Source organism: Paracidovorax wautersii (assembly GCF_900113035.1).
GTDB lineage: Bacteria > Pseudomonadota > Gammaproteobacteria > Burkholderiales > Burkholderiaceae_C > Paracidovorax > Paracidovorax wautersii.
This window is the reverse complement of sequence record NZ_FONX01000007.1, coordinates 121,850-134,399: the sequence shown is the minus strand read 5'-3', so window position 1 is coordinate 134,399 and position 12,550 is coordinate 121,850. Positions and strand designations below refer to the sequence as shown.

The following is a 12,550-nucleotide window of genomic DNA, read 5'->3' as shown; positions in this document are numbered from 1 at the left end:
CTCTGCCCGCCTTTGTGCGCTCCGTGTCACACCCGTGGCATGCAGGCCACGCAGGCGGGGTAAACGCCAGCCAGGGAAAAAGCGGTCGCCCCCTTAGAATTTGCCGGCACGCGCATCCGCGCCAAGGAGTTGCAATGAAAGCAGTTCAGCAGGACATCGACGAGCGCACCAGCCTCACCGGCACCAACAAGTTCGAATTGCTGCTGTTCCGGCTGGGCACGGATAGCGCACTCGGCAAGTCGGAGCTGTTCGGCATCAACGTGTTCAAGATCCGCGAGATCGTGGCCATGCCCAACATCACGCCGATCGCGGGCGCCACGCCGCACTCCCTGGGCGTCGTCAACCTGCGGGGCCAGATCATTCCGGTGCTGGACCTGCCCGCCATCGTCGGCTGCACGCCGCAGACCGGGCTGAACATCATGCTGGTGACCGAATACGCGCGCACCACCCAGGCCTTCGCGGTCGAGTCGGTCGAAGACATCGTGCGGCTGGACTGGAAGCAGGTGCTGTCGGCCGAGACCAGCGGCGCCGGCGGCAAGCTGGTGACCAGCATCGCCCGGCTGGACGGCAACACCGACGGCTCGCGCCTCGCCCAGGTGCTGGACGTGGAAGCCATCCTGCAGATGGTGTCGCCTTCGGACGAACACCATGTGGACCCGGAGAAGGTCGGCCCGCGCCTGAAGATCAAGCCCGGCAGCATCGTGCTGGCGGCGGACGACTCCTTCGTCGCCCGCACGCTCATCGAGCAGGAACTGCAGGCCCTGCAGGCGCCTTACGAAATGACCAAGTCCGGCAAGGAAGCCTGGGACCGGCTCAACGCCATCGCCCGGGGCGCCGAGGCCGAGGGCAAGACCGCCGCGGACCGCATCTCGCTGGTGCTGACCGACCTGGAAATGCCCGAGATGGACGGCTTCACCCTGACCCGCAACATCAAGCAGGACGCGCGGCTCAAGGACATCCCGGTGGTCATCCACTCCTCGCTCTCGGGCTCGGCCAACGAAGACCATGTGCGCAGCGTCGGCGCCGATGCCTACGTCGCCAAGTTCGTGGCCGAAGATCTGGCCGAAACCATGCGCCGGGTGCTGCCGACCTGAAGCCACCCATTACCCATCGAAAGAGCTGCCAGCGCTTGTACTGCAAGCGCTGGCAGCTCTTTTTTTCATAGCATCAGACGGGCGATCCGCTCACGGACCGGGAACGGCTGCCCCTCGGCGAACCGGCTCCGTGAGGCACCGCACCGCCGCCCGCAGCGCGGGCCGGCAACCCCGCACGGCGCTTGGCGTGTGCCGCTTCAGGCCGGCAGCTCTTCGGCCACCGTGAAGCGCGCGCGCACGTGCTGCGGATCTTCCAGCTCGTCCACCAGCGCCACGGCCAGGTCGGCCACGCTGATGCGGCCCGGCTGGTCGCCGTTCATCAGGGGCGATTCGGTGCCGCGGCGGTAGCGGCCGGTGCGCGGGCCCGGCTCCAGCAGGATGGCCGGGGAGAGGAAGGTCCATTCCAGCTGCTGCTCCTGGCGCATGCGGGTCAGCAGCTCGCGGGCCGCGAGGGCGCCCTGCTTCCATTCGGCCGGAAATTCCGGTGTATCGACCAGCTGCACGCCCGGCGCCACGAACAGGCTGCCCGCGCCGCCCACCACCAGCACGCGCCTGACGCCCGAGGCACGCACGCCTTCCAGAATGGCGAGGCTGCCGGCCAGGAACTGGTCGTGGATGTCCGGCACCGTCCAGCCGGGGTTGTAGGCGCTGATCACCGCGTCATGGTCCCGTACGGCAGCCGCCACCTGCGCGGCCACCTGCGCATCGGCCGCCACCACGCTCAAGCCTTCGCGCGGCTCCAGCTTCTCGGGGTGGCGGGCCAGCACCGTCACGCGATGGCCGCGCTCCAGCAGTTCTTCCAGCACCGCGCTGCCCACGAAACCCGTACCGATCAATGCGATTTTCATCAGAGTGTCCTTCCGTCCCAAAAGCCGTCGAGGCGATGCCGCCATCGTATGGAATGCACAATCGACGCACTAGACGGCTTTTTCAGCCATCTCCTTGAAGGACAGCTTCACAATGGACGATCTCAAGCGCATGGCCATCTTCGCCACGGTGGTGCGGCATGGCTCCATGAGCGGCGCCGCCCGGGCGCTGGGCATGAGCCCCTCGGCCATCAGCCAGCAGGTGCGGCTCTTGGAACAGGCGGGCGGCGTCACGCTGCTGCATCGCTCCACCCGCAAGCTGACCCTGACCGAAGCCGGCGCCCGCTACCACGCGCAGTGCGCGGCCATGTGCGCGGCGGCCGACCAGGCCCGGGCCGAGCTGGCGGCCTCGCGCGATGTGCCCAGCGGCGAGCTGCGGCTGGCGGCTCCGGTGGGCTTCGCGCGGCACATCGCGCCCTCCCTCGGCCCGCTGCTGGCCGCGCACCCAGCGCTGCGCCTGCACCTGCTGGTGGACGATGCGCTGATCGACCTCATCGAGGCACGCGTGGACCTGGCCGTTCGCTTCGGCGGCCTGCCCGATTCCTCCTGGGCCGCGCGCAGCCTGGGCACGCTGCACTGGTGGCTGTGCGCCGCGCCGCAGTGGCTGGCCCGGCACGGCATGCCGCAGACACCCGGGCAATTGCTGGACCCGCCCTGGCTGGGCTTCGCGCGCGAAGGCGGCCTGCGCATCGAGATGAAAAGCAGCGCACCCGGCGCCGAGTCGCACACGCTGCGCGTGCAGCCCCGCATCGCCAGCAACAACCAGCTGTCGATCCAGCAGATGTGCGAAGCCGGCCTGGGCCTGGCCCTGCTGGGCAGCATCGACGTGCAGGACGCGCTGGAGAGCGGCCAGCTGGTGCGCGTGATGCCGCAGTGGCACTTCGGCCCGGCGGACGGGCTGCGCATCTGGGCTGTCACCCCGCAGCGCGACACCCAGCCCGCCAAGGTGCGCCAGGCCATCGCCGCGCTGCAGGACTATCTGCGGCAGCAGCCGGGCGTGAGCGACTGAGCCGGCGGGGCTTGGCGACACGCGCGGCCCCACGAAGCAGCCCCCGGCAAGGTCAAGGCCAAGGCGGACACGGGCCAGGCCGCAGGGTCAACCAAAATAAGCCGTCGCGCGTCAGTCAGTCATGGAAAGCGCCATCGACCGGCGAATCCGGCGCACCGAGGCCGGCCCCGGCACGCAATGCCCATGAGCGAGGCTCCGGGCCACATCCACCCAGAAAGAAAGAGACAGGCCATGCCCCATCTGCTCCTTGCGCTGCGGCTCACCGCAACCACGGCGCTGGCCGGCCTGGTCATGGGTTGCGTCGCGCTGCCGGGCGAGCCCTACGACGACAACAGCTACTACGGCGAATACCCGCGCGTGCCCGACATGGCAGGCGGCTACCCGGCCACCTATTCCACCATCCCGGTGTACGAGCCGCCGCCGCGCTACGTCTATTCCAGCCCAGGCGGCATTCCCATGCCCCGTTCCGCCAACTCCGCGCCCGTCCCGCGGCCGGTCTGGCAGCGAGGCGACGGCCCCTCCGGGAACGACTGGCGCTGAGCGCCAGGATTGCCGCACACTTGCAGCACCTCGCGCCCGCCGCACCCCATCGCCATCCATCCAGGCCATCCCATGCCATCGCCGCACACACCCCGTTCCCCCTCTCGCCCATCGCGGCTGCTGCGGGCGCTCGCCTGCGCGGCCGGTGCCGGCCTGCTGGCCGCAGGTGCGGGCGCCCAGGTGCTGCGCTGCACCGACGCCACCACCGGCAAGGTCACCTACACCGACGGCAGCTGCAGCCGCGGCACGGCCGTGACCGAAGTGGAGCCTCGCAAGACCGAGGCGCAGATACGGCAGGAACGGGAACAGGCGGCGCAGGCGCTGGAACAACGCCAGCAGCGCCTGCGCGCCGAAGCCGAACAGGAGCGGCTGGATGCCGCCCGCGATGCGCGCGAGCGCCGTTCGCAGGCGCGCAGCGGCAACGAGGCGCGGCCCGACCCAGCGCAGAGCGCCGCCTGCCAGCGCGCGCGCCGGCAGCTGCAGGACGTCACGGCCAGCCTGGGCCAGGGCATGTACGACGAGGCGACGCGCCTGGACGCGGCCCAGCGCCAGGCCGATCTGGCCTGCCTCACGCCCGCGGCCTATGCCGAAGCCGAACGGGCACGCGCCAACCGGCCGGCCTATGTGGCGCCGCAATACGCATCGCCCTATTACGCGCCGCCCGGCGTGGTGGTCGTGCCATCCCGGCCTGCGCCGCAGCCCCGGCCGGAGATGACGCAGTGCAACGTGTTCCGCTGCTACGACCGGCAGGGCAACGTGTATCCGCACTGAGGCGGTAGCGGGCCGCCAGCGAGGGGCAGCCCAGCGCGCCGAGCCCGAGCCATCGCGGGCTCCGTACCTGAGCACGCAACGGCCGGGCTGCTGACCGCCCCAGCAGGGCCAGGGCACAGGCCCTGGCCTTGGGGCGCTCAGGCGCAGATCACACGTTGGTGATCGAGACCGAACGGGTGTTCAGGTGCGCCTCGATGGCTTCCGGGCCGCCTTCGGAGCCGTAGCCCGAATCCTTGAGGCCGCCGAAGGGCAGTTCGGCCGACGGCGTGGCGGGCTGGTTGATCCAGAGCATGCCCACTTCCACGCGCTGCGACAGCAGATGCGCGTACTTCAGCGAGCTGGTGAAGGCATAGCCCGCCAGGCCGTAGGGCAGGCGGTTGGCTTCGGCGATGGCGTCCTCGATCTTCTCGAAGCCGCGCACGGCGGCCACGGGGCCGAAGGGCTCTTCGTTGAAGATGCGGGCCGACAGCGGCACGTTGTCCAGCACGGTGGGCTGGAAGTAGTTGCCTTCGCCGCCGATGCGCTCGCCGCCGGCCGTGACCTGCGCGCCGTTCTTCACGGCGTCCTGCATCAGATCGGTCATGGCGCTCACGCGGCGCGGGTTGGCCAGCGGGCCCATCTGCGTGCCTTCGGCCAGGCCATCGCCCACCTTCAGGCTCTGCGCATGGCGCGTGAGCGCGGCGACGAAGTCGCGGCGGATGCTTTCGTGCACCAGGAAGCGCGTGGGCGAGATGCAGACCTGGCCGGCGTTGCGGAACTTGGCGCCGCCGGCGGCCTTCACGGCCAGTTCCACGTCGGCGTCTTCCGCCACGATCACCGGGGCGTGGCCGCCCAGTTCCATGGTCACGCGCTTCATGTGCTTGCCGGCGAGCGCTGCCAGCTGCTTGCCCACGGCGGTGGAGCCCGTGAAGGTGACCTTGCGGATGATGGGGTGCGGGATGAGGTAGCCGGAGATCTCGGCCGGATCGCCATACACCAGGCCCACCGTGCCGGCCGGCACGCCGGCATCGGCGAAGGCGCGGATCAGCTCGGCCGGGCTGGCCGGGGTTTCTTCAGGCGCCTTGACGAGGATGGAGCAGCCCGCGCCCAGAGCGGCGGCCATCTTGCGCACCACCTGGTTGATGGGGAAGTTCCAGGGCGTGAACGCGGCCACCGGGCCCACCGGGTCCTTGAGCACCAGCTGGCGCACGTTCAGGTTGCCGCGCGAGGGCACGATGCGGCCGTAGATGCGCAGGCCTTCGTCGGCGAACCAGTCGATGATGTCGGCTGCGGCCATGGCTTCGATCTTGGCCTCGGCCAGCGGCTTGCCCTGCTCCTGCGTGAGGATGCGGCCGATGGCTTCGGCGCGCTCGCGCATCAGGCCGGCAGCGCGGCGCATGATCTTGGCGCGCTCGATGGCGGGCATGTCGCGCCAGGTCTCGAACCCCTTCTGAGCCGCCTCCAGCGCCCGGTCCAGGTCGGCCTTGCCGGCGTGCGCCACGCGGCCGATTTCCTTGCCCGTGGACGGGTTGTGGACGGCGATGGTCTTGCCATCGGCGGCGTCCTGCCAGGTACCTGCGATGAAGAGTTGCGTATTCGGATACGTCATGCAAAAAGCTCCTGTTGGGGTTCTGAGAGAGGGGTGTCGAACGCGCTGCACGCTCCGGGACCGCACGGGGCAGGCCGGGCACGCGCAGTGCCAACCGGCAACTATAGGCCGGTTGTACGATGTCTGCAGGCTCGGGCGAGACATCGCCATGTAATAGCGTGTTCCAGGCCGCATTCAGAAGGACATGCGCCCCCTGCCGGCGAAACGGCCCGGGCCGCCGTGCGTGGCTTATGCTCCACCGCCATGACCGTCGTTCCTTCCAGCCCCAGCGCTCCTGCCGCTTCCGCGGCGGCTGCGACCCAGCCATCCACCCCGCCAGCGCCGGCCACAGCGGCAACAGCCTCGGCAGCAGAGGCTGCGGTAGCCACCAAGCCCACCCCTTCCTCGTCCCGCGACCCGCTGCACGGCGTGACGCTGGAGGCCATGGTGGTGGGGCTGCACACGTATTTCGGCTGGCAGGGCCTGGCCGAGCGCATTCCCGTGCGCTGCTTCCAAAGCGACCCGAGCGTGTCGTCCAGCCTGAAGTTCCTGCGCAAGACGCCCTGGGCGCGCGAGAAGGTGGAGAGCCTGTACCTCTTCATGCTGCGCGACCAGCGCCGCAACGCCAGGCCGTAGAACGGGCGACGCGAGTAACCCGGCAGCTTCCGGGGCAGATATCAGGCCGCGGCTGGCGAAAGCGGGCGGCGATTCGCGCAAGCCCTGCGGCGCTTCGTCGCAGCGCACTGGATCGGGGCCGGCTGCGGCAGCACAGTGACGGCACGGAAGGCAATCCGCCCTCCGGCACTCACCAGAAGTTGCTGCCATGAACCCTCTGCCACTCCACCCCTCACGTCATTCCCGCACGGCCCTGCAGGCCGTTCGCTCCGCCACGGCGGGCCTGCTGCTGGCCACGCTGGGCTGCCACGCCGCGATGGCGCAAACGGCGCCCTCCGCAACACCGCAGACGACGTCTGCCGCCGCAGCTACGGCGCAGCAGCCGCTGACCCGCGCGCAGGTCATCGCCGAACTGGAATGCGCCCGCAAGACGGGCGAGCTGGACGCGCAATTGCTGCGCTCCTACGGCATGCCTGACGCCCTGCCGCCGCATGCCCCTGTCCCGGGCTGCCCCGGCGGGCACGCATCGGTGAGCGCCAGCGCCGCCCTGCCCACGGCAGCGCCTGCGCACTGACCGCCGGCTTCGGGGCTTACGCCGGCACCGGCACCAGGAAGTCGCGGCTGATGCCCACGCCCAGTTCGTTCACGCGGTCGAGGAACTGCGTGAGATAGGCGTGCAGGCCGGTGGCCAGGATCTCGTCGATGCGGCCATAGCGCAGATCGGCCAGCAGGCGGCCGGCCTTGCGCTGGGTCTCGCCCGAGTGCTCGTTGGAGAGCACGGCGAGGTTGTCCGCTACCTCGTTCACGCTGGCGTGCAGCGAACGCGGCATGTCGCGGCGCAGGATCAGCAGGTCGGCCACGCGCTCGGGCGTGATGACGTCGCGGTAGGCCTTGCGATAGACCTCGAAGGCCGAGACGCTGCGCAGGATCGCGCTCCAGTGGTAGAAGTCGAACTCCGGCGTGGCCCGGCGCGGGTTCTGCACCGAGCCGTGGAAGTCGCTCTGCACCGCGTGGAACTTCACGTCCAGCAGGCGTGCCGTGTTGTCGGCCCGCTCCAGGAAGGTGCCCAGCCGCAGGAAGTGGAAGGCCTCGTCCTGCAGCATGGTGCCCAGCACCACGCCGCGCGAGAGGTGCGAGCGGTACTTGACCCATTCGAAGAACTGGCCCGGGTCGCGCTCGAACGCGCCGCCGCCCAGCTGCCGGCTCAATTCCAGCCAGGTCTGGTTCTGCGTTTCCCACACCTCGGTGGTGAGCGCGCCGCGCACTGCGCGGGCGTTTTCGCGGGCCGCGCGCAGGCACGACACGATGGACGACGGGTTGGTGCCGTCATGCACCATGAAATTCAGCACCCCGGCCGGCGTGACCTCGCCGTGCTTGGCGACGTAAGCGGGCATCAGCTCGCTGATGGACAGCAGGCCCTGCCAGCCCTCTTCCGAGACGGCGGCGGACTGGGGCAGGAGCGACGTCTCGTAGTTGACGTTCAGCATCCGGGCGGTGTTCTCTGCCCGCTCGGTGTAGCGGGACATCCAGAACAGATGATCGGCAGTACGACTCAGCATGCAGCCTCCTCGGGCAGAGAACCCCGCACGCGCTGCGCGCGCACGCGGTGTTGTAGCGAAAGCCCGCCTGCGGCGTGCTTTTCTGCTCGCTCGGTGCAGCGGGACATCCAGAACAGGTGATCGGCGGTACGGCTCAGCATCTCAGAGTCCTCCCAGGGGGGGCGTCACGCTGCCCAGGGTCTGGGTCATGCCGCCGAGGGTTTGCGTGGGTGCGGGCCAGGGCACGGGCGGGGCGGCGTTGTCTTCGCCCAGGACCCAGGTGTCCTTGGTGCCACCGCCTTGCGACGAGTTGACGACCAGCGAGCCTTCCTTCAGCGCCACGCGCGTGAGGCCGCCGGCGGCCATCTGCACCTTCTGGCCCGAGAGCACGAAGGGGCGCAGGTCGATGTGGCGCGGCGCGATGCCGGATTCGACGTAGGTCGGGCAGCTGGAGAGCGACAGCGTGGGCTGCGCGATGTAGCCCGACGGATTGGCGAGCAGCGCGGCGCGGAATTCCTCGATCTCGGCCTTGCTGGCGGCCGGGCCGATCAGCATGCCGTAGCCGCCGGCGCCGTGGACTTCTTTGACCACCAGTTCGTGCAGGTGGTCCAGCACGTACTTCAGGTCGTCCTCCTTGCGGCACATCCAGGTGGGCACGTTGGCCAGGATGGGTTCTTCGCCCAGGTAGAAGCGGATCATCTCGGGCACGTACGGATAGACCGACTTGTCGTCGGCGATGCCCGTGCCCACCGCGTTGCAGATGGCGACGTTGCCGGCGCGGTAGGCGCTCATCAGGCCCGCGCAGCCGAGCGTGGAGGTGGGGCGGAACACCTGCGGGTCGAGGAAATCGTCGTCCACGCGGCGGTAGATCACGTCCACCCGCTGCAGGCCGCGCGTGGTGCGCATATAGACGAAGTTGTCCTTGACCACCAGGTCCTGGCCTTCGACCAGTTCCACGCCCATCTGCTGGGCCAGGAAGGCGTGTTCGAAGTAGGCGCTGTTGTACATGCCGGGCGTGAGCACCGCGACCGTCGGGTTGGCGGCGCCGGCCGGGGCGCTGGCGCGCAGCGTGTCGAGCAGCAGGTCGGGGTAGTGCGCGACGGGTGCGACCTTGTGCAGCGAGAAGAGCTCGGGGAAGAGCCGCATCATCATCTTGCGGTTCTCGAGCATGTACGACACGCCCGAGGGCACGCGCAGGTTGTCTTCGAGCACGTAATAGACGCCGTCGCCGCTGGCGTCGGGCGCCCGCACGATGTCGATGCCGGCGATGTGCGCGTAGAGGTCGCGCGGCACATCGACGTTCACCATCTCGGGCCGGAACTGCGCGTTGCGCAGGATCAGGTCGGAGGGCACGATGCCGGCGCGGATGATGTCCTGGCCGTGATAGACGTCGTGGATGAAACGGTTGAGCGCGGTCACGCGCTGCACCAGGCCCTGCTGCATGCGGGACCACTCGTGCGAGGGGATGATGCGCGGGATCAGATCGAACGGAATCAACCGCTCGGTACCCGCGCCGTCCTCGTCCTTGGCGCCATACACCGCGAAGGTGATGCCGACACGGCGGAAGATCATCTCCGCCTCGGCGCGGCGCGCTTGCATCGCTTCTTCTGACTGCTTACCCAACCATTGCCCGTAGCGCTTGTAATGGTCTCGAACGTCGCTGCCCTGAAACGGCAGCGACGCATACATCTCGTCGAACTTCTGCATAAAAGCGGTGCCTCCTGTAGTCAGCATAGCAAGTTGCGGGCCCACACTTGGGAACATCGCCGACAGATTTGATACAGCGTTCTGTAGGAGAGCAGGCCGACCTGATGACTGTGCGATGAACGCACGCCGCAAAACCGTCGGGGAGTCAGGATGAATCGTCAGGCGCTATCGGCACATGCTGCCAATAGTGCCGCTGCGCCGCGCGTTCGCAACGCACCTGCTCCGGTGTTTCGGACGTCCAGCCGATGGCCCCGCAGCGGTCGGATCGCACGAGATCGATGCCGCGGTCGAGGTAGCGCCGGGCCACGTCGGGCGCCGGGTGGCCGAACCGGTTGCGGTAGCCGGCCTGCACCAGCGCAGTGCGGGGCGCCACGGCCTCCAGGAAGGCCGGGCTGGACGACGTGCGGCTGCCGTGATGCGGCACCAGCAGCACATCGGCATGCAGCGGCGCGCCGCGCGCGATGAGCGCGGCCTCCTGCGCGCGTTCGATGTCGCCCACCAGCAAGGCCGCCGTGCCCGCCGTGGCCTCGATGCGCAGGGCGCAGCTGTGGATGTTGGGCTTGCCCGCGGCCAGGTCGCCGCCCGCGGGCGGATGCAGAACGGAAAAGCGCACGCCGTCCCATTCCCAGCCGTCGCCCGCCCGGCAGGGCACGACGGGGCGCAGCTGCTGCAGCGGATGGCCCGGCTCGATGGAGCCGAGCACGTCGGCTCCGGGCTGCTGGGCCAGCACCGCCGCCGCGCCGCCCGTGTGGTCCACATCGCGGTGGCTCAGCACCACGCGGTCCAGCCGCTCGCCGCTGGCTCGCAGCAGCGGCACCAGCACGCGGTCGCCGGCATCGCTGTCCTGGTGGTAGCGCGGGCCGGCGTCGTAGAGCAGCGCATGGCGCGCGGTGCGCACCAGCACCGTCTGGCCCTGGCCCACGTCGGCGGCCAGCAGCTCGAACTGGCCCGGCGCGGGGCGCGGCGGCTGCCACCAGAGCGCCGGCAGCAAGAGCGGCAGGCCCAGCAGGCGCACCGGCACGGGCAGGCGCAGCGCCAGCAGCGTGCCGCCCACCACCGCCGCCACGCCCGCCCAGAGCGGCGCCACCGCCAGCGACAGCTGCGCCCAGGGCCAGCCCGCGAGCCACTGCAGCCCGGCCGAGAGCGGCTGCACGCTCCACGCGGCCGCATCCCAGAGCGGCGGCCAGAGCACGCCGCCCAGGGCCAGCGGCGTGACCACCAGCGTGGTCCACGGAATGGCCACCAGATTGGCCAGCAGCCCGACCAGCGACACCTGCCCGAACAGCATCAGGCTGAGCGGCGTGAGCGCCAGCGTGACCACCCACTGCTCGCGCAGCATCGCGGCGAATCGGCCTGCAGCGCCCTTTCCACCTGCACCTTGCGCTATCGGATTGCTAGCAAACAGCACGGCGACCGCGATGAAGCTCAGCCAGAAGCCCGCCTGCAGCAGCGCCCACGGATCGGCCAGCAGCACCGCCGCGCAGGCCAGCAGCCACACCTGCGGCCACGGCCAGCGCCGGCCCGACAGGCGCAGCAGCGCCACCACGGCCAGCATGCAGATGGTGCGCTGCGCCGGCACGCCCCAGCCGCTGAAGAGCGCATAGCCCGCCGCCAGCAGCACGCCGCAGACCAGTGCCGCCCGGGGCGCGGGCACGGCCAGGCACAGCCGCCGCGAACGGCGCCAGGCCGCGCCCACCGCATGCGCGGCCAGCCAGGCGAACAAGGTGATGTGCAGCCCCGAGATGCTCATGAGATGCGCCACGCCGGTGGCGCGGAACACGTCCCAATCGGCGCGGTCGATGGCGCGCTGGTCGCCCGTCACCAGCGCGGCTACCACGCCGGCGGCGCGCTGGCGGGCGATGTCGGCGGCGGAGGCGGCCTCATCGCCCGGCGCACCGCTGCGCCCGGCCAGCCGCTCCAGGATGGCGTCGCGCACGTGCTGGCGGGCCCGCTCGATCGGGTGGACCCAGGTCGCGGCCAGCAGGCGCGGCGGCGCATCGCGCGGGCCGGCGCGCACGTAGCCGGTGGCCTGCACGCCCTGCTCCCACAGGTAGAGCTCGTAGTCGAAGCCGTGCGGATTGCGTGCGCCGTGCGGGGCCTTCAGCCGCACGGTCAATTCCCAGCGCTCGCCGGGGCGCACCTCGGGCGGCGGGGGCTTCTGCAGCTCGGCGATGGCCGCCGCGCCCTGCCCCGGGCCGCCGTCGCGCAGAAAGAACGGCCCCGAATACCAGGCCACCTCGATCAGCGGCGGCAGGCGCACGGGCTGGCCGTCCCGCTGCGCGGATTCGACCTCCAGCCGCATGCGCAAGGCGTTGTCGCGCTCCTGCGGCATGGCAGCCACCATGGCGGTCACGCGCAGGTCGCGCCCCTCCAGGGCCGGGTCCAGCGCCTGCGCCAGAAAGACCGTGGCACGCAGGCCGCACAGGCCGAAGAGCAGCGCCGCCCCTGCGCCAAAAGCCAGCGCCGGGCACGTGAGTCTCGCCAGCCCACCCGCAGGGCCTGGGCCGGCACGGTGCCCGCGCATCGCCCGACCAGCCACGGCGCACGCCAGCATCACTGCGGCCAGTGCGATCAGGGCGCCATAGACCCAGGCCGGCGACAGCGCGGGCTGCTGCAGCTGCACCGCCGTGCCCGCCACGCCCCCGCACAGGATGGCCGGCAAGCGCCACACCCGCCCCTGTGGCCGGGGCGGCGCTGCGCTGGCGGACGGGTGGGACACGGGTGGCCGCATGCGGGCATCCTAGCGGCTGCGGGCGGGGGCTCCGGCTGTGTAACACTTCGGTTCCTGGCCGCAGCCTACGCACTCCTGCGTGCTGCGTGCCGTCCTTTTTCGTACCACCCAA

Annotated in this window: 12 protein-coding genes; 6 read left to right on the top strand and 6 right to left on the bottom strand. The window is 70.4% G+C overall.

Annotated features, from left to right (window positions below; genetic code table 11):
- The first annotated feature begins 134 nt into the window (after positions 1 to 134).
- A complete protein-coding gene (locus BM070_RS12580; RefSeq protein ID WP_092939753.1) occupies positions 135 to 1,094 on the top strand; it encodes a chemotaxis protein in 960 nt (319 codons plus the stop codon).
- Positions 1,095 to 1,291: 197 nt separating this feature from the next.
- Here the strand turns inward: BM070_RS12580 and BM070_RS12575 are convergent, their stop codons facing one another.
- The gene (locus BM070_RS12575; protein ID WP_092939752.1) at positions 1,292 to 1,942 is read right to left on the bottom strand and encodes an NAD(P)-dependent oxidoreductase; all 651 of its coding nucleotides are present in this window, start codon (positions 1,940 to 1,942) and stop codon (positions 1,292 to 1,294) included.
- 112 nt (positions 1,943 to 2,054) lie between these two features.
- Between BM070_RS12575 and BM070_RS12570 the strand changes: the two genes are divergently transcribed.
- From BM070_RS12570 to BM070_RS12560, 3 genes are all read left to right on the top strand, one after another.
- Positions 2,055 to 2,969: a LysR family transcriptional regulator gene (locus tag BM070_RS12570; protein ID WP_092939751.1), complete on the top strand. Its 915-nt coding sequence runs from the start codon at positions 2,055 to 2,057 to the stop codon at positions 2,967 to 2,969.
- A 231-nt stretch (positions 2,970 to 3,200) separates the two neighbouring features.
- Positions 3,201 to 3,509 (top strand): hypothetical protein, encoded by a 309-nt coding sequence (locus BM070_RS12565; protein ID WP_092939750.1) that lies wholly within the window; start codon positions 3,201 to 3,203, stop codon positions 3,507 to 3,509.
- Between the two features lie 72 nt (positions 3,510 to 3,581).
- Positions 3,582 to 4,280 (top strand): DUF4124 domain-containing protein, encoded by a 699-nt coding sequence (locus BM070_RS12560; protein ID WP_092939749.1) that lies wholly within the window; start codon positions 3,582 to 3,584, stop codon positions 4,278 to 4,280.
- Positions 4,281 to 4,428: 148 nt separating this feature from the next.
- Here the strand turns inward: BM070_RS12560 and BM070_RS12555 are convergent, their stop codons facing one another.
- Positions 4,429 to 5,868 carry an NAD-dependent succinate-semialdehyde dehydrogenase gene (locus tag BM070_RS12555; protein WP_092939748.1) on the bottom strand — a complete coding sequence of 480 codons (1,440 nt, stop codon included), beginning with the start codon at positions 5,866 to 5,868 and terminating at the stop codon, positions 4,429 to 4,431.
- Positions 5,869 to 6,111: 243 nt separating this feature from the next.
- On the opposite strand from BM070_RS12555, the gene BM070_RS25370 reads away from it, so the two are divergent.
- Both BM070_RS25370 and BM070_RS12545 read left to right on the top strand, forming a co-directional pair.
- On the top strand, positions 6,112 to 6,483 hold the full coding sequence (locus BM070_RS25370; RefSeq protein ID WP_281245414.1) for a VF530 family protein: 372 nt from the start codon (positions 6,112 to 6,114) through the stop codon (positions 6,481 to 6,483).
- Positions 6,484 to 6,670: 187 nt separating this feature from the next.
- Entirely contained in the window at positions 6,671 to 7,036 is a 366-nt protein-coding gene (locus BM070_RS12545; RefSeq protein ID WP_092939747.1) for a DUF4148 domain-containing protein, read from the top strand.
- A 16-nt stretch (positions 7,037 to 7,052) separates the two neighbouring features.
- Here BM070_RS12545 and BM070_RS12540 read toward each other — a convergent pair whose 3' ends face one another.
- The 4 genes from BM070_RS12540 to BM070_RS12525 form a co-directional block, all read right to left on the bottom strand.
- Positions 7,053 to 8,021, bottom strand: coding sequence for an alpha-E domain-containing protein (locus tag BM070_RS12540; protein WP_092939746.1), 969 nt, complete (start codon positions 8,019 to 8,021; stop codon positions 7,053 to 7,055).
- Positions 8,015 to 8,161: an alpha-E domain-containing protein gene (locus BM070_RS12535; RefSeq protein ID WP_092939745.1), complete on the bottom strand. Its 147-nt coding sequence runs from the start codon at positions 8,159 to 8,161 to the stop codon at positions 8,015 to 8,017. Before BM070_RS12535 ends, BM070_RS12540 begins: the two co-directional genes overlap by 7 nt.
- A 1-nt stretch (position 8,162) precedes the next feature.
- Positions 8,163 to 9,707, bottom strand: a complete 1,545-nt coding sequence (locus BM070_RS12530) for a circularly permuted type 2 ATP-grasp protein (RefSeq protein WP_092939744.1) — start codon at positions 9,705 to 9,707, stop codon at positions 8,163 to 8,165.
- Between the two features lie 145 nt (positions 9,708 to 9,852).
- A complete protein-coding gene (locus tag BM070_RS12525; RefSeq protein ID WP_092939743.1) occupies positions 9,853 to 12,438 on the bottom strand; it encodes a DNA internalization-related competence protein ComEC/Rec2 in 2,586 nt (861 codons plus the stop codon).
- Positions 12,439 to 12,550 lie beyond the last annotated feature (112 nt).

Coding starts and splice junctions, on each gene's coding strand:
- BM070_RS25370 (WP_281245414.1), top strand. CDS start 6,112: ATGACCGTCGTTCCTTCCAGCCCCAGCGCTCCTGCCGCTTCCGCGGCG.
- BM070_RS12580 (WP_092939753.1), top strand. CDS start 135: ATGAAAGCAGTTCAGCAGGACATCGACGAGCGCACCAGCCTCACCGGC.
- BM070_RS12525 (WP_092939743.1), bottom strand. CDS start 12,438: ATGCGGCCACCCGTGTCCCACCCGTCCGCCAGCGCAGCGCCGCCCCGG.
- BM070_RS12535 (WP_092939745.1), bottom strand. CDS start 8,161: ATGCTGAGCCGTACCGCCGATCACCTGTTCTGGATGTCCCGCTGCACC.
- BM070_RS12570 (WP_092939751.1), top strand. CDS start 2,055: ATGGACGATCTCAAGCGCATGGCCATCTTCGCCACGGTGGTGCGGCAT.
- BM070_RS12540 (WP_092939746.1), bottom strand. CDS start 8,021: ATGCTGAGTCGTACTGCCGATCATCTGTTCTGGATGTCCCGCTACACC.
- BM070_RS12530 (WP_092939744.1), bottom strand. CDS start 9,707: ATGCAGAAGTTCGACGAGATGTATGCGTCGCTGCCGTTTCAGGGCAGC.
- BM070_RS12565 (WP_092939750.1), top strand. CDS start 3,201: ATGCCCCATCTGCTCCTTGCGCTGCGGCTCACCGCAACCACGGCGCTG.
- BM070_RS12575 (WP_092939752.1), bottom strand. CDS start 1,942: ATGAAAATCGCATTGATCGGTACGGGTTTCGTGGGCAGCGCGGTGCTG.
- BM070_RS12555 (WP_092939748.1), bottom strand. CDS start 5,868: ATGACGTATCCGAATACGCAACTCTTCATCGCAGGTACCTGGCAGGAC.
- BM070_RS12545 (WP_092939747.1), top strand. CDS start 6,671: ATGAACCCTCTGCCACTCCACCCCTCACGTCATTCCCGCACGGCCCTG.
- BM070_RS12560 (WP_092939749.1), top strand. CDS start 3,582: ATGCCATCGCCGCACACACCCCGTTCCCCCTCTCGCCCATCGCGGCTG.